The organism is Escherichia sp. Marseille-Q3837, assembly GCF_916618735.1.
Classification (GTDB): Bacteria; Pseudomonadota; Gammaproteobacteria; order Enterobacterales; family Enterobacteriaceae; genus Escherichia; species Escherichia ruysiae.
Window position 1 is genome coordinate 2,684,278 of sequence record NZ_CAKAKC010000001.1, and the last position, 23,573, is coordinate 2,707,850.

Genomic DNA, 23,573 nt, shown 5'->3' on the forward strand with positions numbered 1-23,573 from the left:
GAGTGATGCGCGAAAGGAGAAAATGCCATGCGTCTGTGTGACCGAGATATTGAAGCCTGGCTTGATGAAGGCCGTTTGTCGATCAACCCACGTCCGCCGGTGGAGCGTATTAATGGCGCGACGGTAGATGTGCGCTTGGGCAATAAGTTTCGTACCTTCCGTGGTCACACGGCAGCGTTTATCGATCTGAGCGGTCCCAAAGATGAAGTGAGCGCCGCGCTCGATCGGGTGATGAGCGATGAAATCGTGCTCGACGAGGGCGAGGCGTTTTATCTCCATCCGGGAGAACTGGCGCTGGCGGTGACGCTGGAGTCGGTCACGCTGCCTGCCGATCTTGTGGGCTGGCTGGATGGGCGCTCCTCACTGGCGCGTCTGGGGTTGATGGTTCACGTTACCGCTCACCGTATCGATCCAGGCTGGTCTGGCTGCATCGTGCTTGAGTTTTACAACTCCGGTAAATTGCCGCTGGCGCTGCGTCCGGGCATGTTAATTGGCGCGTTAAGTTTTGAGCCGCTTTCCGGCCCGGCGGCGCGACCATACAACCGTCGTGAAGATGCGAAATATCGCAACCAGCAGGGCGCGGTTGCCAGCCGAATCGATAAAGACTAATTCAGGCTCATTGAGGATACCATGAGACGATTTCTGACGACCCTGATGATAATCCTGGTCGTGCTGGTGGCCGGATTATCTGCGTTAGTGTTGCTGGTGAATCCGAATGATTTCCGCGACTATATGGTCAAGCAGGTCGCTGCACGTAGTGGTTATCAATTGCAGTTGGATGGGCCGCTGCGTTGGCACGTCTGGCCGCAGCTTAGTATCCTCTCCGGGCGAATGTCCCTCACCGCCCAGGGCGCGAGCCAGCCACTGGTGCGCGCCGATAATATGCGCCTTGATGTGGCGTTATTGCCGTTATTGAGTCATCAACTGAGCGTTAAGCAGGTGATGCTGAAAGGCGCGGTAATTCAACTTACGCCACAGTCGGAAGCGGTTCGTCGTGACGATGCCCCTGTTGCGCCGCGCGACAATACGTTGCCGGATCTGGCAGAAAATCGCGGCTGGTCGTTTGATATCTCCAGTCTGAAAGTGGCGGACAGTCTGCTGGTGTTCCAGCATGAAGATGACGAGCAGGTGACGATTCGCAATATCCGTCTGCAAATGGAACAAGATCCACAGCATCGCGGTTCGTTTGAGTTCTCCGGGCGGGTTAACCGCGATCAGCGCGATCTCACGTTATCTCTCAAGGGCACGGTGGATGCTTCTGATTATCCGCATGATTTAACCGCAGCCATTGAGCAAATTAGCTGGCAGCTGCAAGGCGCAGATCTGCCACAGCAAGGTATTCAGGGGCAGGGGAGCTTCCAGGCTCAGTGGCAAGAGCCACATAAACGCCTTTCATTTAATCAAATCAATTTGACCGCGAATGACAGCGCGCTTAGTGGACAAGCGCAGGTCACGCTGACTGAAAAGCCCGAATGGTTGTTAAGATTGCAGTTTTCGCAACTGAATCTTGATAATCTCATACCGCTTAATGAAGCCGTTAACAGTGAAAACGGAACCACGCAACAGGGGCAGAACCAGCCAATGCTGCCGCGTCCGGTCATTTCCTCGCGTATTGATGAACCGGCCTATCAGGGGTTAAAAGGTTTTGCGGCTGATATTTTGTTGCAGGCCAGTAACGTGCGTTGGCGCGGGATGAATTTTACTGATGTTGCTACGCAAATGACCAATAAATTGGGTTTGCTGGAAATCACCCAACTGCAAGGCAAACTCAACGGTGGACAGGTATCGCTGCCGGGGACGCTGGACGCGACATCAACAAATCCACGTATAAGCTTCCAGCCACGGCTGGAGAACGTTGAGATTGGCACCATTCTGAAGGCATTTAACTATCCGATTTCGTTAACCGGAAAAATGTCTCTGGCTGGCGACTTCTCTGGCGCTGATATTGATGCCGACGCATTCCGCCACAACTGGCAAGGGCAAGCGCATGTTGAAATGACCGACACGCGCATGGAAGGGATGAACTTCCAGCAGATGATTCAGCAAGCGGTAGAACGTAACGGCGGTGATGTGAAGGCCGCTGAAAACTTCGATAATGTGACTCGTCTCGACCGCTTTACGACCGATCTCACGTTACATAATGGCCTCGTGACGTTAAACGACATGCAAGGTCAATCGCCGGTGTTGGCACTGACAGGGGAAGGCACGTTGAATCTGGCAGAGCAGACCTGCGATACCCTGTTTGACATTCGCGTCATTGGCGGCTGGAACGGAGAAAGCAAACTGATTGATTTCCTCAAAGAAACGCCAGTACCGCTGCGGGTTTACGGCAACTGGCAGCAACTCAATTACAGCCTGCAAGTGGATCAGTTACTGCGCAAACACTTACAGGATGAAGCCAAACGTCGCTTGCACGATTGGGCTGAGCGCAATAAAGATTCCCGCAATGGCAAAGATGTGAAGAAGTTGCTGGAGAAGATGTAAATTTCCAGATGATATAATTTGTAGGCCTGATGCAACGCTTTACGCGTTTTATCAGGCCTACATACCATCACACCTCGTACTCCAAATTATCTTCCTTACGCAGTGGAATAATCTGCACCTTCTGCACGCGATGGCTTTCCACCTGTAACGTTTTGAGCAAATAATTCCCCACCTGAACTTCTTCGCCAGGTTTTGGAATACGCTGTAAATATTCCATCAGCAGCCCGGCGATGGTGTGATATTCACGTTTTTCATCCAGCGGCAGCGGCACATATTGCACCAGATCTTCCAGTGGCATATGACCATTCGCCGTCCAGGAACCGTCGGCGTTTTTCTGAATATCATGGCGGGCGTCGATCTCTTCCACTTCGTTCGGTAAGTTACCAGCAATGGTTTCGGTGACGTCACTTAATGTCACAATCCCTTCCACTGAACCAAACTCATCCACCACAAAAGCAAAGTGCGTGCGGGCATTACGGAACTGCTCCAGGGCAGGTAACAGCGGCAAGGTTTCCGGGAAAACCAGCGGCTGGCGAATCAACACCCGCAGATTGAGCGGTTCGCCGCGCAGCGACTGTTGTAGCAGATCGATAACGTGAACAACACCAAGCAAATCTTCCGCGTCATCGCCATCGGTAACGACCAGACGCGTATGTTGATTTCGCTCCAGCAACTGGCGGATCTCGTCTTCCGGCGCGTTGAGATCGATATGCTCGATATCGTGGCGCGAGGTCATGATGCTGCTGACGGTACGCTGGTTAAGATTAAGCACCCGCTCGATCATCCGCCGCTCCTGCGGATTAAAGATTTGCTGATTATCATGATCCACCAGCATTGATGCGGTTTCGGCGTCCAGTTCCGCATCTTCTTTTTGCCCGCTTAACAGGCGCATTACCGCTTCGGTGGTGCGCTGGCGCAGGGTCTGGTTAGCGGAAAGAAAACGTCGCCGGTTAAAGATGGCTAACTGATTGAGCGCCTCGATCATCACCGAGAAACCAATCGCAGCGTACAGATAGCCTTTCGGAATGACGAAGCCGAAACCTTCCGCCACCAGGCTAAAGCCAATCATCAACAGGAAACTTAAGCAGAGAATAACGATCGTCGGGTGACTGTTAACAAATTGCGTTAACGGTTTACTTGCCATCAGCATCAGGCTGATAGCGATAACGACGGCAGCCATCATGACCAGCAAATGGTCGACCATCCCGACGGCGGTAATCACCGAGTCGAGTGAGAAGATGGCGTCCAGCACCACAATTTGCGTCACCACACCCCAGAACTTCGCACCTTTGCGTTGCGTGGGGTTATTGCTGTCTTTCCCTTCCAGTCGCTCGTTCAGCTCCATCGTGGCTTTGAACAGCAGGAAGAAACCACCAAACAGCATGATTAAGTCGCGGGCGCTAAAGGTAAATGAGCGGAAGCTGAACAGTGGTTGAGTCAGGGTGACCAGCCAGGAGATTGACGCCAGCAGTAACAGGCGCATTAACATTGCCAGCAGCAGCCCGGTAACCCGTGCGCGGTCGCGCTGCTTCGGCGGTAGTTTTTCGGCGAGGATGGCAATAAAGACCAGGTTATCAATGCCGAGGACCAGTTCGAGCACAATCAGCGTGATTAACCCGGCCCAGATAGACGGATCGGCAATCCATTCCATAGTAAGTACAAAACCTATTCGTTGTATGACAAATGTCACAATTCGATCATGGATAATTCAGGGCAAAAATGCAATGTTGCAGCACTATTTATCTGACTTTATTTGAGAACTATAACATTGCATTATCCCTGAATTAAAAGGGGTAATAATAAAATATCATTTAAGAAATATCGCATATAGAGATGCTATATTAAATATTGTCAACCTAAAGAAACTCCTAAAAAACACCACAAATTACACTTACTATAATTCTTAAAAATAGCCCATTGTCGAATTGTTACCTTGCCTGCTATTCCGTTAGCTGTAACACTTCCTCCTGCATTATTGGAGAGCCAATATTCAATTACCATAATGCTACCTTATATTCGGAAGTTAATTTCTTGAATAACCCTTTCTCATAAACGACTGTATGCTGAGAGGGTTTTAAAAACCAAACTAAATCAGTGTATTGGTAGCTAAAAAGCCAGGGGCGGTAGCGTGTCTGGATGCCTGAAAGACCAGTCTGAATTATTCTGTCAATAGCCTGCGGATGAAATCAATTTTTTTAGGACTGATGCCAGTTAAATTCTTATTCAATTAGCTGCAAGGTAAATGTGCATGTCGATAAATAATGCACAGGATAATTACTCTGCCAAAGTGATAAATAAACAATGATGAAATCCAAAATGAAATTGATGCCATTATTGGTGTCAGTAACCTTGATAAGCGGTTGCACAGTACTTCCGGGCAGTAATATGTCTACGCTGGGTAAAGACGTCATCAAACAGCAGGACGCTGATTTCGACCTCGACAAAATGGTGAATGTTTATCCGCTGACCCCGCGCCTGATTGATCAATTACGCCCACGCCCGAACGTGGCGCGCCCCAATATGACGCTGGAAAGCGAGATTGCTAATTACCAGTATCGCGTCGGGCCGGGTGACGTTCTTAATGTCACCGTCTGGGATCACCCGGAACTCACTACGCCAGCCGGTCAGTACCGCAGCTCTAGCGACACCGGCAACTGGGTGCAGCCTGATGGCACCATGTTCTACCCGTATATCGGCAAGGTTCACGTCGTGGGGAAAACGCTCGCTGAAATCCGCAGTGATATTACCGGGCGCTTAGCGACGTACATCGCTGACCCGCAGGTGGACGTTAATATCGCCGCCTTCCGCTCGCAAAAGGCCTATATCTCCGGTCAGGTGAATAAATCCGGTCAACAGGCGATCACCAACGTGCCACTGACCATTCTCGATGCCATCAACGCCGCAGGTGGCCTGACCGACACCGCTGACTGGCGCAACGTGGTGCTAACACACAATGGTCGTGAAGAACGCATTTCTTTGCAGGCGCTGATGCAAAACGGCGACCTCAATCAGAACCGACTGCTTTATCCCGGCGATATTCTCTACGTGCCGCGTAATGATGATCTGAAAGTATTTGTGATGGGTGAAGTGAAGAAACAGAGCACCCTGAAAATGGACTTTAGCGGCATGACCCTGACTGAAGCTCTGGGCAATGCCGAAGGTATCGACATGACCACCTCCAACGCCAGCGGCATCTTTGTCATTCGTCCGCTGAAAGGCGAGGGCGGGCGTAACGGCAAGATTGCCAATATCTATCAGCTGGATATGTCCGATGCGACGTCGCTGGTGATGGCGACAGAATTCCGCCTGCAACCTTATGACGTGGTGTATGTCACCACCGCCCCGGTTTCCCGCTGGAACCGTCTGATCAATCAGTTGCTGCCAACTATTAGCGGTGTCCGTTACATGACGGATACAGCCAGCGACATTCATAACTGGTAATCGTCATGTTTAACAACATCTTAGTTGTCTGTGTCGGCAATATTTGCCGTTCCCCGACGGCGGAACGCTTACTGCAACGTTATCACCCGGAGCTGAAAGTGGAGTCCGCTGGACTCGGCGCGCTGGTCGGTAAGGGCGCTGATCCTACCGCTATCAGCGTCGCCGCAGAACATCAACTGTCTCTGGAAGGTCACTGTGCACGGCAAATCAGCCGCCGCCTGTGTCGCAACTATGACCTGATTTTGACCATGGAAAAGCGCCATATTGAACGCTTATGCGAGATGGCACCTGAGATGCGCGGCAAAGTGATGCTGTTTGGTCACTGGGATAACGAATGTGAAATCCCCGATCCGTATCGCAAAAGCCGGGAAACGTTTGCAGCGGTGTACACATTACTTGAACGGTCTGCCCGCCAGTGGGCGCAGGCATTGAACGCAGAGCAGGTATAAGAATGACAGAAAAAGTAAAACAACATGCCGCTCCGGTAACGGGCAGTGATGAAATCGATATCGGTCGCCTGGTCGGCACCGTCATTGAAGCGCGCTGGTGGGTGATTGGCATCACCGCCGTATTTGCCCTCTGTGCTGTGGTTTACACTTTCTTCGCCACGCCGATTTATAGTGCCGACGCACTGGTACAAATCGAACAAAGCAGCGGCAATTCGCTGGTGCAGGACATTGGTTCGGCGTTAGCCAACAAACCGCCAGCCTCGGACGCTGAGATCCAGTTGATTCGTTCGCGTCTGGTGCTTGGTAAAACGGTGGACGATCTCGACCTCGATATTGCGGTGAGCAAAAACACGTTCCCGATTTTCGGTGCGGGCTGGGATCGCCTGATGGGACGTCAGAATGAGACGGTGAAAGTCACCACCTTTAACCGTCCAAAAGAAATGGCAGATCAGGTGTTTACACTTAATGTTCTGGACAACAAAAACTACACGCTGAGTAGCGACAGTGGTTTTAGCGCCCGTGGACAAGCAGGTCAGATGCTGAAAAAAGAAGGCGTCACGCTGATGGTTGAGGCCATTCACGCCAGCCCGGGCAGTGAGTTTACCGTCACCAAATACTCCACGCTGGGGATGATCAATCAACTGCAAAACAGTCTGACGGTAACGGAGAACGGCAAAGACGCTGGCGTACTGAGCCTGACTTATACCGGTGAAGATCGCGAACAGATCCGCGACATTCTTAACAGTATCGCTCGTAACTATCAGGAACAAAATATTGAGCGCAAATCGGCGGAAGCGTCGAAAAGCCTCGCTTTCCTCGCGCAACAATTGCCGGAAGTGCGCAGCCGCCTTGATGTCGCCGAAAACAAACTGAATGCCTTCCGTCAGGATAAAGATTCTGTGGATCTGCCGCTGGAAGCGAAAGCGGTGCTCGATTCGATGGTGAACATCGACGCGCAGTTGAACGAACTAACCTTTAAAGAGGCGGAAATTTCTAAGCTGTTCACCAAAGTTCATCCGGCGTACCGCACGCTGCTGGAGAAACGTCAGGTGCTGGAAGACGAAAAAGCCAAACTTAACGGTCGCGTAACGGCGATGCCGAAAACTCAGCAGGAGATTGTACGCCTGACGCGTGATGTCGAGTCTGGTCAGCAGGTCTATATGCAACTGCTGAATAAAGAGCAGGAGCTGAAAATCACCGAAGCCAGCACCGTTGGCGATGTGCGCATTGTTGACCCGGCAATCACCCAGCCTGGCGTGCTGAAACCGAAGAAAGGGCTGATTATCCTCGGTGCGATTATTCTTGGCCTGATGCTCTCTATCGTGGGTGTACTGCTGCGCTCGTTGTTTAATCGTGGCATCGAAAGCCCGCAGGTGCTGGAAGAACACGGTATCAGCGTCTATGCCAGCATCCCGCTGTCGGAATGGCAGAAAGCGCGCGATAGCGTCAAAACCATCAAAGGGGTTAAACGCTATAAACAGAGCCAGCTACTGGCGGTGGGGAATCCAACCGATCTGGCGATTGAAGCCATCCGCAGTCTGCGTACCAGTTTGCACTTTGCGATGATGCAGGCGCAGAACAATGTGTTGATGATGACCGGGGTTAGCCCGTCAATTGGTAAAACCTTTGTCTGTGCCAACCTGGCGGCGGTGATCAGTCAGACCAATAAACGGGTGTTGTTGATCGACTGCGATATGCGCAAAGGCTATACCCACGAGCTGTTGGGCACCAATAACGTCAATGGCCTGTCAGAGATTTTGCTTGGTCAGGGCGATATTACTACCGCTGCTAAACCCACTTCGATTCCCAAATTTGACCTGATCCCGCGCGGTCAGGTGCCGCCAAATCCTTCTGAACTATTGATGAGCGAACGCTTTGCCGAACTGGTGAGCTGGGCGAGTAAAAACTACGACCTGGTGTTGATTGATACGCCGCCGATTCTGGCGGTAACCGATGCAGCGATTGTTGGTCGTCACGCCGGAACCACGTTGATGGTAGCGCGTTATGCAGTCAACACCTTAAAAGAAGTGGAAACCAGCCTGAGCCGCTTTGAGCAAAACGGTATTCCGGTGAAAGGGGTGATTCTGAACTCCATCTTCCGCCGCGCCAGCGCGTATCAGGATTATGGCTATTACGAATACGAATATAAGTCGGACGCGAAATAACGACACCTGCATTCGCACCGCCCCGTAGGCCGGATAAGGCGTTCACGCCGCATCCGGCAAGCAAACCAGCTCATAAGTCGGGAGAACAACCTATGAAAGAAAATCCGCTGATCTCAATCTATATGCCGACCTGGAACCGCCAACAACTGGCGATTCGGGCGATAAAATCGGTCCTGCGCCAGGACTACAGTAACTGGGAGATGATCATCGTGGATGATTGCTCCACCTCCTGGGAACAACTGCAACAGTACGTCACCGCCCTCAACGATCCGCGTATTACCTACATTCACAACGACATTAACAGCGGGGCGTGCGCGGTACGTAACCAGGCTATTATGCTGGCGCAAGGGGAATACATTACCGGGATCGATGACGATGATGAATGGACGCCCAACCGCCTGAGCGTCTTCCTCGCCCATAAACAGCAACTGGTCACTCACGCCTTTTTGTACGCTAACGATTACGTTTGCCAGGGCGAAGTCTATTCCCAACCAGCAAGTTTGCCACTGTATCCCAAATCGCCGTATTCACGCCGCCTGTTCTATAAACGCAATATCATTGGCAATCAGGTCTTTACCTGGGCGTGGCGTTTCAAAGAGTGTTTGTTCGATACCGAACTGAAAGCGGCACAGGATTACGACATCTTCCTGCGGATGGTGGTGGAATATGGCGAACCGTGGAAGGTGGAAGAGGCGACGCAGATCCTGCATATCAATCACGGCGAAATGCAGATCACCTCGTCACCGAAAAAATTCTCCGGATACTTCCACTTTTACCGTAAGCACAAAGACAAATTCGACCGCGCCAGCAAAAAATATCAATTGTTTACCCTCTACCAGATCCGCAATAAACGCATGACCTGGCGGACTTTGTTGACGCTACTGTCGGTGCGTAACGGCAAACGTCTGGCTGATGGAATACGGGGGCGTTAAGGATGCTGGAAGATCTGCGCGCTAACAGCTGGAGTTTACGCCCGTGTTGCATGGTTCTCGCCTATCGTGTCGCCCATTTTTGCTCGGTGTGGCGCAAAAAGAACGCCCTCAATAATCTGTGGGCGGCTCCGCTGCTGGTGCTGTATCGCATTATCACCGAATGCTTTTTCGGCTATGAAATCCAGGCCGCCGCAACCATTGGCCGTCGTTTTACTATCCATCACGGTTACGCCGTAGTGATCAATAAAAACGTGGTGGCGGGGGATGATTTCACCATTCGCCACGGCGTCACTATCGGCAATCGTGGCGCCGATAACATGGCATGTCCACACATTGGCAATGGCGTCGAACTCGGTGCCAACGTCATTATTCTGGGTGATATCACGCTTGGTAACAACGTCACCGTGGGCGCGGGCAGCGTGGTGCTCGACTCTGTCCCGGACAACGCGCTGGTGGTGGGAGAAAAAGCGCGAGTGAAGGTAATTAAATGAATATTCTGCAATTTAATGTGCGACTGGCGGAAGGCGGGGCGGCAGGTGTGGCGTTAGATCTCCACCAGCGTGCGCTGCAACAGGGGCTGGCGTCACATTTTGTCTACGGCTACGGCAAAGGCGGCAAAGAGAGCGTCAGCCATCAGAACTATCCGCAGGTCATCAAACATACGCCTCGGATGACCGCGATGGCGAACATCGCGCTGTTTCGTCTGTTTAATCGCGATCTGTTTGGCAATTTCAATGAGTTGTATCGTTCCATAACCCGCACTTCGGGGCCGGTAGTCCTGCATTTTCATGTGTTGCACAGCTACTGGTTGAATCTTAACAGCGTGGTGCGCTTTTGCGAAAAAGTGAAAAACCACAAACCAGACATCACTCTGGTCTGGACGCTGCACGATCACTGGAGCGTTACCGGGCGCTGCGCCTTTACCGACGGTTGCGAAGGCTGGAAAACGGGCTGCCAGAAATGCCCGACCTTAAATAACTATCCACCGGTGAAGATTGATCGCGCGCACCAGCTGGTGGCGGGTAAACGCCAGTTGTTCCGCGAGATGCTGGTGCTGGGCTGTCAGTTTATTTCCCCCAGCCAGCATGTGGCTGACGCTTTCAATAGCCTGTACGGGCCAGGGCGTTGCCGGATTATCAATAACGGTATTGATATGGCAACCGAAGCCATTCTGGCGGAACTGCCACCGGTGCGCGAAACCCAGGGCAAGCCGAAAATCGCGGTGGTGGCGCATGACCTGCGTTACGACGGCAAAACTAACCAGCAACTGGTGCGCGAGATGATGGCGCTGGGAGACAAAATCGAACTGCATACCTTCGGTAAGTTCTCGCCGTTCACCGCTGGTAATGTGGTCAATCACGGCTTTGAAACCGACAAACGTAAGCTGATGAGCGTGCTCAATCAGATGGATGCGCTGGTGTTCAGTTCTCGTGTCGATAACTACCCGCTGATTTTGTGTGAGGCGCTATCGATTGGCGTGCCGGTGATCGCCACCCATAGCGACGCAGCGCGGGAAGTGCTGCAAAAATCCGGTGGTAAAACCGTCAGCGAAGAAGAGGTGCTGCAACTGGCGCAGTTAAGCAAACCGGAAATCGCGCAGGCGATATTTGGTACTACGTTGGCTGAGTTCAGCCAACGCAGCCGCGCCGCCTACAGTGGACAACAGATGCTGGAGGAGTATGTCAACTTCTATCAGAATCTGTAGCTACCTGCTGCTGCCGCTGATCTACCTGCTGGTTAACGTCAAAATCGCCCAGCTTGGCGAAAGTTTCCCCATCACCATCGTCACTTTTTTACCTGTCTTGCTGCTGCTGTTTTTAGAGCGCATCAGCGTTAAAAAATTGATGATAGCGTTAGGGATTGGCGCGGGACTCACGGCGTTTAACTATTTGTTTGGTCAGTCTTTGGATGCCAATAAATACGTCACTTCAACCATGCTATTTGTCTATATCGTGATCATTATTGGTATGGTGTGGAGTATTCGCTTTAAAACGATTTCGCCCCACAACCATCGCAAGATATTACGTTTCTTTTATCTGGTGGTCGGGCTGGTGGTGGCGCTGGCGGCGGTGGAGATGGCGCAAATTATTCTCACCGGCGGCAGCAGTATTATGGAGTCGATTTCGAAATATCTGATTTACAGCAACAGCTATGTACTGAATTTCATTAAATTCGGCGGTAAGCGAACTACGGCACTTTATTTCGAACCGGCATTTTTCGCTCTGGCGTTAATCTCAATTTGGCTTAGTATCAAACAGTTTGGTATCAAAACGCCTAAAACTGATGCTATGATTCTCGCAGGAATAATATTATCCGGATCGTTTTCAGGTGTTATGACCTTTATCCTGTTTTATTTGCTGGAGTGGGCATTTCAGTATCTGAATAAAGAAGCGATTAAGAAAAAGTTACCGTTAGCATTGATTTCTCTGGCTGTATTCCTGGTTGGTGTGGTAATCGCGTTTCCTTATATTTCCACCCGTCTGGGCGATTTAGGTACGGAAGGATCGTCATCGTATTATCGTATTGTCGGTCCGCTGGTGATGGTCGGTTATTCTTTGACCCATATTGACGGTGTAGTCAGATTTGGCTCACTTTATGAATATGTCGCATCATTCGGAATATTTAACGGTGCGGATGTCGGAAAAACCATAGACAATGGTTTGTATCTGCTGATTATTTATTTTTCCTGGTTCGCGGTGTTTTTATCTCTGTGGTACATGGGGAAAGTGATAAAAATGATGCTCAACGCTTTTGGCGATAATCGTAATTTTCGCGTGCAGCTCTATCTTTTTACGCCGGTATCGCTGTTTTTTACCGGTTCGATATTTAGCCCGGAATATGCTTTTTTAATCGTCTGTCCGTTTATTTTGCGAAAAGCGTTAAATATTACGAGGTAAGAATAAGAACATGTTGCTTAGCATAATCACCGTCGCGTTTCGTAACATCGAAGGGATAGTCAAAACGCACGCCTCGCTGGCGCATCTGGCACAGGCGGACGATATCAGCTTCGAATGGATTGTTGTCGATGGCGGTTCCAACGACGGCACCCGTGAGTATCTGGAAAAACTCAATGGTATCTATAACCTACGCTTTGTCAGCGAGCCAGATAACGGTATCTACGACGCCATGAACAAGGGCATTGCGATGGCACAAGGCACGTTCGCGTTGTTTCTCAACTCAGGCGATATTTTTCATCAGGATGCCGCAATTTTTGTCCGTAAGTTAAAAATGCAAAAAGATAACGTGATGATCACCGGCGATGCGCTGCTGGATTTTGGCGACGGGCATAAAATTAAACGTAGCGCCAAACCGGGCTGGTATATTTATCACAGCCTGCCCGCCAGTCATCAGGCGATATTTTTCCCGGTATCCGGTTTGAAAAAATGGCGTTATGACCTGGAATATAAAGTTTCTTCCGATTATGCGTTGGCGGCCAAAATGTATAAGGCCGGTTATGCATTTAAAAAACTCAATGGCCTGGTGTCTGAATTTTCTATGGGTGGGGTATCTACCACCAATAATATGGAATTGTGTGCAGACGCGAAAAAAGTCCAACGGCAAATATTACATGTGCCTGGCTTCTGGGCAGAATTATCCTGGCATTTACGCCAACGTACTACCTCAAAGACGAAAGCCTTATATAACAAAAGCTGAATATAAGGGAAAACGATGCAAGATTTAAGTGGTTTCTCGGTGCCGAAAGGGTTCCGGGGCGGCAACGCTATTAAAGTGCAATTGTGGTGGGCAGTACAGGCAACAATATTTGCCTGGTCGCCACAAGTATTGTATCGCTGGCGGGCTTTTTTATTACGTTTATTCGGCGCAAAAATAGGAAAAAACGTAGTTATTCGTCCGTCAGTAAAAATTACCTATCCGTGGAAATTAACCTTAGGTGATTACGCGTGGGTCGGCGATGAGGTCAATTTATATACCCTCGGTGAAATAACCATTGGCGCAAATTCGGTGATATCGCAAAAAAGTTATTTATGCACCGGTAGCCACGACCATGCAAGTCAACATTTCACCATTAACGCCACACCTATTGTGATTGGCGAGAAATGCTGGCTGGCAACCGATGTCTTTGTTGCCCCTGGCGTCACGATCGGCAACGGCACCGTCGTGGGTGCGCGAAGCAGTGTTTTTAAATCGCTTCCGGCAAATGCCATTTGCCGGGGGAATCCCGCAGTGGTGATACGCGAACGCGTTGAAACTGAATAAATTCAAAAAATACAGAGGAATAAGACATGTCAAAAGTCGCTCTCATCACCGGTGTAACCGGACAGGATGGTTCTTACCTGGCAGAATTGCTGCTGGAGAAAGGTTACGAAGTGCATGGCATTAAGCGTCGTGCATCGTCATTCAACACCGAGCGCGTGGATCATATTTATCAGGATCCACACACCTGCAACCCGAAATTCCATCTGCATTATGGCGACCTGAGTGATACTTCCAACCTGACGCGTATTTTGCGTGAAGTGCAGCCGGACGAAGTATACAACCTGGGTGCGATGAGCCACGTTGCGGTTTCTTTTGAATCCCCTGAATACACCGCTGACGTTGATGCGATGGGCACGCTGCGTCTGCTGGAGGCGATCCGTTTTCTCGGTCTGGAAAAGAAAACCCGTTTTTATCAGGCTTCCACTTCTGAACTTTACGGTCTGGTGCAGGAAATCCCGCAGAAAGAGACCACGCCGTTCTACCCGCGCTCTCCGTATGCCGTCGCCAAATTGTACGCCTACTGGATCACCGTTAACTACCGTGAATCCTACGGCATGTACGCCTGCAACGGCATTCTGTTTAACCATGAATCTCCGCGCCGTGGCGAAACCTTCGTCACCCGCAAAATCACCCGCGCAATCGCCAACATCGCCCAGGGGCTGGAGTCGTGCTTGTACCTCGGCAATATGGATTCCCTGCGTGACTGGGGCCATGCCAAAGACTACGTAAAAATGCAGTGGATGATGCTGCAACAGGAACAACCGGAAGATTTCGTTATCGCTACCGGCGTTCAGTACTCCGTGCGCCAGTTCGTGGAAATGGCGGCGGCACAACTGGGCATCAAACTGCGCTTTGAAGGTACGGGCGTTGAAGAGAAGGGCATTGTGGTTTCCGTCACCGGGCATGACGCGCCGGGCGTTAAACCGGGCGATGTGATTATCGCCGTTGACCCGCGTTACTTCCGTCCTGCTGAAGTAGAGACGCTGCTCGGCGACCCGACCAAAGCGCACGAAAAGCTGGGCTGGAAACCAGAAATCACCCTCAGAGAGATGGTGTCTGAAATGGTGGCTAATGACCTCGAAGCGGCGAAAAAACACTCTCTGCTGAAATCTCACGGCTACGACGTGGCGATTGCGCTGGAGTCATAAGCATGAGTAAACAACGCATTTTTATCGCTGGCCATCGCGGGATGGTCGGTTCCGCCATCAGGCGGCAGCTCGAACAGCGCGGTGATGTGGAGCTGGTATTACGCACCCGCGACGAACTGAACCTGCTGGACAGCCGCGCGGTGCATGATTTCTTTGCCAGCGAACGTATTGACCAGGTCTATCTGGCGGCGGCGAAAGTGGGCGGCATTGTTGCCAACAACACCTATCCGGCGGATTTCATCTACCAGAACATGATGATTGAGAGCAACATCATTCACGCCGCGCATCAGAACGACGTGAACAAACTGCTGTTTCTCGGATCGTCCTGTATCTACCCGAAACTGGAAAAACAGCCGATGGCAGAAAGCGAGTTATTGCAGGGTTCGCTGGAGCCGACCAACGAGCCTTATGCCATTGCCAAAATCGCCGGGATCAAACTGTGCGAATCTTACAACCGCCAGTACGGACGCGATTACCGCTCAGTCATGCCGACCAACCTGTACGGGCCGCATGACAACTTCCATCTAAGTAATTCGCATGTGATCCCTGCATTGCTGCGTCGCTTCCACGAGGCGACGGCACAGAATGCACCGGACGTGGTGGTGTGGGGCAGCGGTACACCGATGCGAGAATTTCTGCACGTCGATGATATGGCGGCGGCGAGCATTCATGTCATGGAGCTGGCGCACGAAGTCTGGCTGGAAAACACCCAGCCGATGCTGTCGCACATTAACGTCGGCACGGGCGTTGACTGCACTATCCGCGAGCTGGCGCAAACCATCGCCAAAGTGGTGGGTTACAAAGGTCGGGTGGTTTTTGATGCCAGCAAACCGGACGGTACGCCGCGCAAACTGCTGGATGTGACGCGCCTGCATCAGCTTGGCTGGTATCACGAAATCTCACTGGAAGCGGGGCTTGCCAGCACTTACCAGTGGTTCCTTGAGAATCAAGACCGCTTTCGGGGGTAATGATGTTTTTACGTCAGGAAGACTTTGCCACGGTAGTGCGCTCCACTCCGCTTGTCTCTCTCGACTTTATTGTCGAGAACAGTCGCGGCGAGTTTCTGCTTGGCAAAAGAACCAACCGCCCGGCGCAGGGTTACTGGTTTGTGCCGGGAGGGCGCGTGCAGAAAGACGAAACGCTGGAAGCCGCATTTGAGCGGCTGACGATGGCGGAACTGGGGCTGCGTCTGCCGATAACAGCAGGCCAGTTTTACGGCATCTGGCAGCACTTTTATGACGATAACTTCTCTGGCACGGATTTCACCACTCACTATGTGGTGCTCGGTTTTCGCTTCAGGGTAGCGGAAGAAGAGCTGTTACTGCCGGATGAGCAGCATGACGATTACCGCTGGTTGACGCCGGATGCGCTGCTCGCCAGTGACAATGTTCACGCTAACAGCCGCGCCTATTTTCTCGCTGAGAAGCGTACCGGAGTACCCGGATTATGAAAATACTGGTCTACGGCATTAACTACTCGCCGGAGTTAACCGGTATCGGCAAATACACCGGCGAGATGGTGGAATGGCTGGCGGCGCAAGGTCATGAGGTGCGGGTCATTACCGCACCGCCTTACTACCCGCAGTGGCAGGTGGGGGAGAACTATTCTGCCTGGCGTTACAAACGAGAAGAGGGCGTGGCTACGGTGTGGCGCTGCCCGCTGTATGTGCCAAAACAGCCGAGCACCCTGAAACGCTTGTTGCATCTCGGCAGTTTTGCCGCCAGCAGTTTCTTTCCGCTGATGGCGCAACGTCGCTGGAAGCCGGAGCGCATTATCGGCGTAGTGCCAACGCTGTTTTGCACGCCGGGAATGCGTCTGCTGGCGAAACTCTCTGGCGCGCGTACCGTGCTGCATATTCAGGATTACGAAGTGGACGCCATGCTGGGGCTGGGCCTTGCCGGAAAAGGCAAAGGCGGCAAAGTGGCACAGCTGGCGACGGCGTTCGAACGTAGCGGACTGCATAACGTCGATAACGTCTCCACGATTTCGCGTTCGATGATGAATAAAGCTGTCGAAAAAGGCGTGGCGGCGGAAAAGGTCATCTTCTTCCCCAACTGGTCGGAAATCGCCCGTTTTCAACATGTCGCAGAGGCTGATGTTGATGCCCTTCGTAACCAACTTGACCTGCCGGATAACAAAAAAATCATTCTTTACTCCGGCAATATTGGTGAAAAGCAGGGGCTGGAAAACGTTATTGAAGCTGCCGATCGCCTGCGCGATGAACCGCTGATTTTTGCCATTGTCGGGCAGGGCGGCGGCAAAGCGCGGCTGGAAAAAATGGCGCAGCAGCGTGGGCTGCGAAACATGCAATTCTTCCCGCTGCAATCGTATGACGCTTTACCCGCACTGCTGAAGATGGGCGATTGCCATCTGGTGGTGCAAAAACGCGGCGCGGCAGATGCCGTATTGCCGTCGAAACTGACCAATATTCTGGCGGTAGGTGGTAACGCGGTGATTACCGCAGAAGCCCATACAGAACTGGGGCAGCTTTGCGAAACCTTCCCAGGAATTGCGGTTTGCGTAGAACCGGAATCGGTCGAGGCGCTGGTGACGGGGATTTGTCAGGCGCTCCTGCTGCCCAAACACAACACGGTGGCACGTGAATATGCCGAACGCACGCTCGATAAAGAGAACGTGTTACGTCAATTTATAAATGATATTCGGGGATAATTATGGCGCAGTCGAAACTCTATCCAGTCGTGATGGCAGGTGGCTCAGGTAGCCGCTTATGGCCGCTTTCCCGCGTACTTTATCCCAAGCAGTTTTTATGCCTGAAAGGCGATCTCACCATGCTGCAAACCACCATCTGCCGCCTGAACGGCGTGGAGTGCGAAAGCCCGGTGGTGATTTGCAATGAGCAGCACCGCTTTATTGTTGCGGAACAGCTGCGTCAACTGAACAAACTTACCGAGAACATTATTCTCGAACCGGCAGGGCGTAACACTGCACCTGCCATTGCGCTAGCGGCGCTGGCGGCAAAACGTCATAGCCCGGAGAGCGACCCGTTAATGCTGGTATTGGCGGCGGATCATGTGATTGCCGATGAAGACGCGTTCCGCGCCGCCGTGCGTAACGCCATGCCGTATGCTGAAGCAGGCAAACTGGTGACCTTCGGCATTGTGCCGGATCTACCTGAAACCGGATATGGCTATATTCGTCGCGGTGAAGTATCGGCGGGTGAGCAGGATACGGTGGCCTTTGAAGTGGCGCAGTTTGTCGAAAAACCGAATCTGGAAACCGCGCAGGCCTATGTGGCAAGCGGCGAATATTACTGGAACAGCGGCATGTTCCTGTTCCGCGCCGGACGCTATCTCGAAGAACTGAAAAAATATCGCCCGGATATTCTCGATGCCTGTGAAAAAGCGATGAGCGCCGTCGATCCTGATCTCGATTTTATTCGAGTGGATGAAGAAGCGTTTCTCGCCTGCCCGGAAGAGTCGGTGGACTACGCGGTCATGGAACGCACGGCAGATGCGGTTGTGGTGCCGATGGATGCGGGCTGGAGCGACGTGGGGTCCTGGTCTTCTTTATGGGAGATCAGCGCCCACACCGCCGAGGGCAACGTTTGCCACGGTGATGTGATTAATCACAAAACCGAAAACAGCTATGTGTATGCCGAATCTGGCCTGGTCACCACCGTCGGGGTGAAAGATCTGGTGGTAGTGCAGACCAAAGATGCGGTGCTGATTGCCGACCGTAACGCGGTGCAGGATGTGAAAAAAGTGGTCGAGCAAATCAAAGCCGATGGCCGCCATGAGCATCGGGTACATCGCGAAGTGTATCGCCCGTGGGGCAAATATGACTCTATCGACGCAGGCGACCGCTACCAGGTAAAACGCATCACCGTGAAACCCGGTGAGGGCTTGTCGGTACAGATGCACCATCACCGCGCGGAACACTGGGTGGTTGTCGCGGGAACGGCAAAAGTCACCATTGACGGTGATATCAAACTGCTTGGCGAAAACGAGTCTATTTATATTCCGCTGGGGGCGACGCACTGCCTGGAAAACCCGGGGAAAATTCCGCTCGATTTAATTGAAGTGCGCTCCGGCTCTTATCTCGAAGAGGATGATGTGGTGCGCTTTGCGGATCGCTACGGACGGGTGTAAACGTCTTATCCGACCTACGGTTCGGATTTGTAGGCCTGATAAGACGCGGCAGCGTCGCATCAGGCAATGAATGCCGAACCGCGATGTAAATAACGACAAAAACAAAATTGGCCGCTTCGGTCAGGGTCAACTATTGCCTGAAAAAGGGTAACGACATGAAAAAATTAACCTGCTTTAAAGCCTATGATATTCGCGGAAAATTAGGTGAAGAACTGAATGAAGATATCGCCTGGCGCATTGGTCGTGCCTATGGCGAATTTCTTAAACCGAAAACCATTGTATTAGGCGGTGATGTCCGCCTCACCAGCGAAACCTTAAAACTGGCGCTGGCAAAAGGTTTACAGGATGCGGGCGTCGATGTGCTGGATATTGGCATGTCCGGCACTGAAGAGATCTATTTCGCCACGTTCCATCTCGGCGTGGATGGCGGCATCGAAGTTACCGCCAGCCATAACCCGATGGATTACAACGGCATGAAACTGGTGCGCGAAGGGGCTCGCCCGATCAGCGGTGATACCGGACTGCGCGACGTCCAGCGTCTGGCAGAAGCCAACGACTTCCCCCCCGTCGATGAAACAAAACGTGGTCGCTATCAGCAAATTACCCTGCGTGACGCTTACGTTGATCACCTGTTCGGTTATATCAATGTCAAAAACCTCACGCCGCTCAAGCTGGTGATCAACTCCGGGAACGGCGCAGCGGGTCCGGTGGTGGACGCTATCGAAGCCCGCTTTAAAGCCCTCGGCGCACCGGTGGAATTGATCAAAGTGCACAACACGCCGGACGGCAATTTCCCCAACGGTATTCCTAATCCTTTGCTGCCGGAATGCCGCGACGACACCCGCAATGCGGTCATCAAACACGGCGCGGATATGGGCATTGCCTTTGATGGCGATTTTGACCGCTGTTTCCTGTTTGACGAAAAAGGGCAGTTTATTGAGGGCTACTACATTGTCGGCATGCTGGCAGAAGCGTTCCTCGAAAAAAATCCCGGCGCGAAGATCATCCACGATCCACGTCTATCCTGGAACACCGTTGATGTGGTGACTGCCGCAGGCGGCACACCGGTGATGTCGAAAACTGGACACGCCTTTATTAAAGAACGTATGCGCAAGGAAGACGCCATCTACGGCGGCGAAATGAGCGCGCACCATTACTTCCGTGATTTCGCTTACTGTGACAGCGGCATGATCCCGTGGCTGCTGGTCGCCGAACTGGTGTGTCTGAAAGGAAAAACGCTGGGCGAACTGGTGCGCGACCGGATGGCGGCATTCCCGGCAAGCGGTGAAATCAACAGCAAACTGGCGCAACCCGTTGAGGCGATTAATCGCGTCGAACAGCATTTTAGCCGCGAGGCGCTGGCGGTGGATCGCACCGATGGCATCAGCATGACCTTTGCCGACTGGCGCTTCAACCTGCGCTCCTCCAACACCGAACCGGTGGTGCGGTTGAATGTGGAATCGCGCGGTGATGTGCCGCTGATGGAAGCGCGAACGCGAACTCTGCTGACGTTGCTGAACGAGTAATGTCATTACTTTCCCCCTCCCCCTGACGCTCTACTGCCTGCGGAGAGAAGAGAGCACGGAACTTTCTTCTCCCCTCGCCCCTTTGGGGAGAGGGCCGGGGTGAGGCGACAATAGAACAGGAACAACGATGACAAATCTAAAAAAGCGCGAGCGAGCGAAAACCAATGCATCGTTAATCTCTATGGTGCAACGCTTTTCAGATATCACCATCATGTTTGCCGGACTATGGCTGGTTTGCGAAGTGAGCGGCCTGTCATTCCTCTACATGCACCTGTTGGTGGCGCTGATTACGCTGGTGGTGTTCCAGATGCTGGGTGGCATCACCGATTTTTATCGCTCATGGCGCGGTGTTCGGGCAGCGACAGAATTTGCCCTGTTGCTACAAAACTGGACCTTAAGCGTGATTTTCAGCGCCGGACTTGTGGCGTTCAACAATGATTTCGACACGCAACTGAGAATCTGGCTAGCGTGGTATACGCTGACCAGCATCGGACTGGTGGTTTGCCGTTCGTGCATTCGTATTGGTGCGGGCTGGTTGCGTAATCATGGCTATAACAAGCGGATGGTCGCAGTGGCGGGGGATTTAGCTGCCGGACAAATGTTGATGGAGAGTTTCCGTAATCAGCCGTGGTTAGGGTTTGAAGTGGTGGGCGTTTACCACGACCCGAAACCGGGCGGCGTTTCTAACGACTGGGCGGGTAACCTGCAACAGCTGGTCGAGGATGCGAAAGCGGGCAAGATTCATAACGTCTATATCGCGATGCAGATGTGCGACGGCGCGCGAGTGAAAAAACTGGTTCATCAACTGGCGGACACTACCTGTTCGGTGCTGCTGATCCCCGATGTTTTTACCTTCAACATTCTCCATTCCCGTATCGAAGAGATGAACGGCGTACCGGTGGTGCCGCTGTACGATACGCCGCTTTCCGGGGTAAACCGCCTGCTCAAACGTGCGGAAGATATTGTGCTGGCGACGCTTATTCTGCTGCTGATCTCCCCGGTGCTGTGCTGTATTGCGCTGGCGGTGAAACTCAGTTCACCAGGGCCGGTTATTTTCCGCCAGACTCGCTATGGCATGGATGGCAAACCGATCAAAGTGTGGAAGTTCCGTTCGATGAAAGTGATGGAGAACGACAGAGTGGTGACCCAGGCGACGCAGAACGATCCGCGCGTCACCAAAGTGGGGAACTTTCTGCGCCGCACCTCGCTGGATGAACTGCCGCAGTTTATCAATGTGCTGACTGGGGGGATGTCGATTGTCGGTCCACGTCCGCACGCGGTGGCGCATAACGAACAGTATCGACAGCTCATTGAAGGCTACATGCTGCGCCATAAGGTGAAACCGGGCATTACCGGCTGGGCGCAGATTAACGGCTGGCGTGGCGAAACCGACACGCTGGAGAAAATGGAAAAACGCGTCGAGTTCGACCTTGAGTACATCCGCGAATGGAGCGTCTGGTTCGATATCAAAATCGTTTTCCTGACGGTATTCAAAGGTTTCGTTAACAAAGCGGCATATTGATATGAGCTTACGTGAAAAAACCATCAGCGGCGCGAAGTGGTCGGCGATTGCTACGGTGATCATCATCGGCCTCGGGCTGGTACAGATGACCGTGCTGGCGCGGATTATTGACAACCACCAGTTCGGTTTGCTTACCGTGTCGCTGGTGATCATCGCGCTGGCAGATACGCTTTCTGACTTCGGTATCGCTAACTCGATTATTCAGCGAAAAGAAATCAGCCACCTGGAACTCACCACGCTGTACTGGCTGAACGTTGGGCTGGGGCTTGTGGTGTGTGTGGCGGTGTTTTTGTTGAGTGATCTCATCGGCGACGTGCTGAATAACCCGGACCTGGCACCGTTGATTAAAACATTGTCGCTGGCTTTTGTGGTGATCCCCCACGGGCAACAGTTCCGCGCGTTGATGCAGAAGGAGCTGGAGTTCAACAAAATCGGCATGATCGAAACCAGCGCGGTGCTGGCGGGCTTTACTTTTACGGTGGTTAGCGCCCATTTCTGGCCGCTGGCGATGACCGCGATCCTCGGTTATCTGGTCAATAGTGCAGTAAGAACGCTGCTGTTTGGCTACTTTGGTCGAAAAATTTATCGCCCCGGTCTGCATTTCTCGCTGGCGTCGGTGGCACCGAACTTACGCTTTGGTGCCTGGCTGACGGCGGACAGCATCATCAACTATCTCAACACCAACCTTTCAACGCTGGTGCTGGCGCGTATTCTCGGCGCGGGCGTGGCAGGGGGATACAACCTGGCGTACAACGTGGCAGTTGTGCCGCCGATGAAGCTGAACCCAATCATCACCCGCGTGTTGTTTCCAGCGTTTGCCAAAATTCAGGACGATACCGAAAAGCTGCGTGTGAACTTCTACAAGCTGCTGTCGGTGGTGGGGATTATCAACTTCCCGGCGCTGCTGGGGCTGATGGTAGTGTCGAATAATTTTGTGCCGCTGGTCTTTGGCGAGAAGTGGAACAGCATTATTCCGGTGCTGCAATTGCTGTGTGTGGTGGGGCTGCTGCGTTCGGTGGGTAACCCGATTGGCTCGCTGCTGATGGCGAAAGCGCGGGTCGATATTAGCTTTAAATTCAACGTATTCAAAACTTTTCTGTTTATTCCGGCGATTGTTATCGGTGGGCAGATGGCGGGCGCGATCGGCGTCACGCTCGGCTTCCTGCTGGTGCAGATTATCAACACCATTCTGAGCTACTTCGTGATGATTAAACCGGTGCTCGGTTCCAGTTATCGCCAGTACATCCTGAGTTTGTGGCTACCGTTTTATCTCTCGCTGCCGACGCTGGTGGTCAGTTATGCACTGGGCATTGTACTGAAAGGGCAACTGGCGCTGGGGATGCTGCTGGCGGTGCAAATAGCCGCAGGCGTGCTGGCGTTTGTGGTGATGATTGTGCTGTCGCGCCATCCGCTGGTGGTGGAAGTGAAACGCCAGTTTTGTCGCAGCGAAAAAATGAAAATGCTTCTACGGGCGGGGTGAAGTGTTGTTTTCGGTTCCGGCAATGGTTGCCGGATGCGGCGTGAACGCCTTATCCGGCCTACGGTTCAGGAACTCGGTTTTGTAGGCCTGATAAGACGC

The 23,573-nt window shown here is 52.3% G+C and carries 20 protein-coding genes; 19 read left to right on the top strand and 1 reads right to left on the bottom strand.

Translation table 11 applies throughout. The annotated features are described in order from the left end of the window. The first annotated feature begins 27 nt into the window (after positions 1–27). Entirely contained in the window at positions 28–609 is a 582-nt protein-coding gene (gene dcd / locus LG381_RS12585; RefSeq protein ID WP_001234767.1) for a dCTP deaminase, read from the top strand. A 21-nt stretch (positions 610–630) separates the two neighbouring features. Then, positions 631–2,484: an outer membrane assembly protein AsmA gene (asmA, locus tag LG381_RS12590; RefSeq protein WP_225762483.1), complete on the top strand. Its 1,854-nt coding sequence runs from the start codon at positions 631–633 to the stop codon at positions 2,482–2,484. A 67-nt stretch (positions 2,485–2,551) separates the two neighbouring features. Here asmA and LG381_RS12595 read toward each other — a convergent pair whose 3' ends face one another. Continuing rightward, positions 2,552–4,135, bottom strand: coding sequence for a TerC family protein (locus LG381_RS12595; RefSeq protein WP_225762980.1), 1,584 nt, complete (start codon positions 4,133–4,135; stop codon positions 2,552–2,554). A 650-nt stretch (positions 4,136–4,785) separates the two neighbouring features. On the opposite strand from LG381_RS12595, the gene wza reads away from it, so the two are divergent. The 17 genes from wza to wzxC all read left to right on the top strand — a co-directional run bounded on the left by wza (position 4,786) and on the right by wzxC (position 23,474). Beyond that, the gene (gene wza / locus LG381_RS12600; protein ID WP_016158526.1) at positions 4,786–5,925 is read left to right on the top strand and encodes a polysaccharide export protein Wza; all 1,140 of its coding nucleotides are present in this window, start codon (positions 4,786–4,788) and stop codon (positions 5,923–5,925) included. Positions 5,926–5,930: 5 nt separating this feature from the next. Further along, positions 5,931–6,374 (top strand): low molecular weight protein-tyrosine-phosphatase Wzb, encoded by a 444-nt coding sequence (gene wzb, locus LG381_RS12605; RefSeq protein WP_000482901.1) that lies wholly within the window; start codon positions 5,931–5,933, stop codon positions 6,372–6,374. Positions 6,375–6,376: 2 nt separating this feature from the next. Further along, entirely contained in the window at positions 6,377–8,539 is a 2,163-nt protein-coding gene (gene wzc, locus LG381_RS12610) for a tyrosine-protein kinase Wzc (RefSeq protein ID WP_225762484.1), read from the top strand. A 92-nt stretch (positions 8,540–8,631) separates the two neighbouring features. Then, positions 8,632–9,471, top strand: a complete 840-nt coding sequence (wcaA, locus tag LG381_RS12615; protein WP_000662438.1) for a colanic acid biosynthesis glycosyltransferase WcaA — start codon at positions 8,632–8,634, stop codon at positions 9,469–9,471. A gap of 2 nt (positions 9,472–9,473) precedes the next feature. Continuing rightward, positions 9,474–9,962, top strand: coding sequence for a colanic acid biosynthesis acetyltransferase WcaB (gene wcaB, locus LG381_RS12620; RefSeq protein WP_000888726.1), 489 nt, complete (start codon positions 9,474–9,476; stop codon positions 9,960–9,962). Further along, a complete protein-coding gene (gene wcaC, locus LG381_RS12625) occupies positions 9,959–11,176 on the top strand; it encodes a colanic acid biosynthesis glycosyltransferase WcaC (protein WP_225762485.1) in 1,218 nt (405 codons plus the stop codon). Before wcaB ends, wcaC begins: the two co-directional genes overlap by 4 nt. Beyond that, the gene (gene wcaD, locus LG381_RS12630; protein ID WP_225762486.1) at positions 11,151–12,368 is read left to right on the top strand and encodes a colanic acid polymerase WcaD; all 1,218 of its coding nucleotides are present in this window, start codon (positions 11,151–11,153) and stop codon (positions 12,366–12,368) included. Before wcaC ends, wcaD begins: the two co-directional genes overlap by 26 nt. A gap of 10 nt (positions 12,369–12,378) precedes the next feature. Continuing rightward, on the top strand, positions 12,379–13,125 hold the full coding sequence (gene wcaE / locus LG381_RS12635; RefSeq protein ID WP_225762487.1) for a colanic acid biosynthesis glycosyltransferase WcaE: 747 nt from the start codon (positions 12,379–12,381) through the stop codon (positions 13,123–13,125). Between the two features lie 15 nt (positions 13,126–13,140). Next, positions 13,141–13,689 carry a colanic acid biosynthesis acetyltransferase WcaF gene (gene wcaF / locus LG381_RS12640; RefSeq protein WP_225762488.1) on the top strand — a complete coding sequence of 183 codons (549 nt, stop codon included), beginning with the start codon at positions 13,141–13,143 and terminating at the stop codon, positions 13,687–13,689. Between the two features lie 26 nt (positions 13,690–13,715). Continuing rightward, positions 13,716–14,837 (top strand): GDP-mannose 4,6-dehydratase, encoded by a 1,122-nt coding sequence (gene gmd / locus LG381_RS12645; RefSeq protein ID WP_000048207.1) that lies wholly within the window; start codon positions 13,716–13,718, stop codon positions 14,835–14,837. Positions 14,838–14,839: 2 nt separating this feature from the next. Beyond that, on the top strand, positions 14,840–15,805 hold the full coding sequence (gene fcl, locus LG381_RS12650) for a GDP-L-fucose synthase (protein WP_225762489.1): 966 nt from the start codon (positions 14,840–14,842) through the stop codon (positions 15,803–15,805). 2 nt (positions 15,806–15,807) lie between these two features. Further along, positions 15,808–16,287, top strand: a complete 480-nt coding sequence (gmm, locus tag LG381_RS12655; RefSeq protein WP_225762981.1) for a GDP-mannose mannosyl hydrolase — start codon at positions 15,808–15,810, stop codon at positions 16,285–16,287. Continuing rightward, positions 16,284–17,507 (top strand): colanic acid biosynthesis fucosyltransferase WcaI, encoded by a 1,224-nt coding sequence (gene wcaI / locus LG381_RS12660; RefSeq protein WP_225762490.1) that lies wholly within the window; start codon positions 16,284–16,286, stop codon positions 17,505–17,507. Before gmm ends, wcaI begins: the two co-directional genes overlap by 4 nt. 2 nt (positions 17,508–17,509) lie before the next feature. After that, positions 17,510–18,946 (top strand): mannose-1-phosphate guanyltransferase, encoded by a 1,437-nt coding sequence (cpsB, locus tag LG381_RS12665; protein ID WP_000079285.1) that lies wholly within the window; start codon positions 17,510–17,512, stop codon positions 18,944–18,946. A gap of 155 nt (positions 18,947–19,101) precedes the next feature. Next, on the top strand, positions 19,102–20,472 hold the full coding sequence (gene cpsG, locus LG381_RS12670; protein WP_225762491.1) for a colanic acid biosynthesis phosphomannomutase CpsG: 1,371 nt from the start codon (positions 19,102–19,104) through the stop codon (positions 20,470–20,472). A 127-nt stretch (positions 20,473–20,599) separates the two neighbouring features. Beyond that, positions 20,600–21,994 (top strand): undecaprenyl-phosphate glucose phosphotransferase, encoded by a 1,395-nt coding sequence (gene wcaJ / locus LG381_RS12675; protein WP_225762492.1) that lies wholly within the window; start codon positions 20,600–20,602, stop codon positions 21,992–21,994. Position 21,995: 1 nt separating this feature from the next. Next, on the top strand, positions 21,996–23,474 hold the full coding sequence (wzxC, locus tag LG381_RS12680; RefSeq protein WP_000058492.1) for a colanic acid undecaprenyl disphosphate flippase WzxC: 1,479 nt from the start codon (positions 21,996–21,998) through the stop codon (positions 23,472–23,474). Positions 23,475–23,573 lie beyond the last annotated feature (99 nt).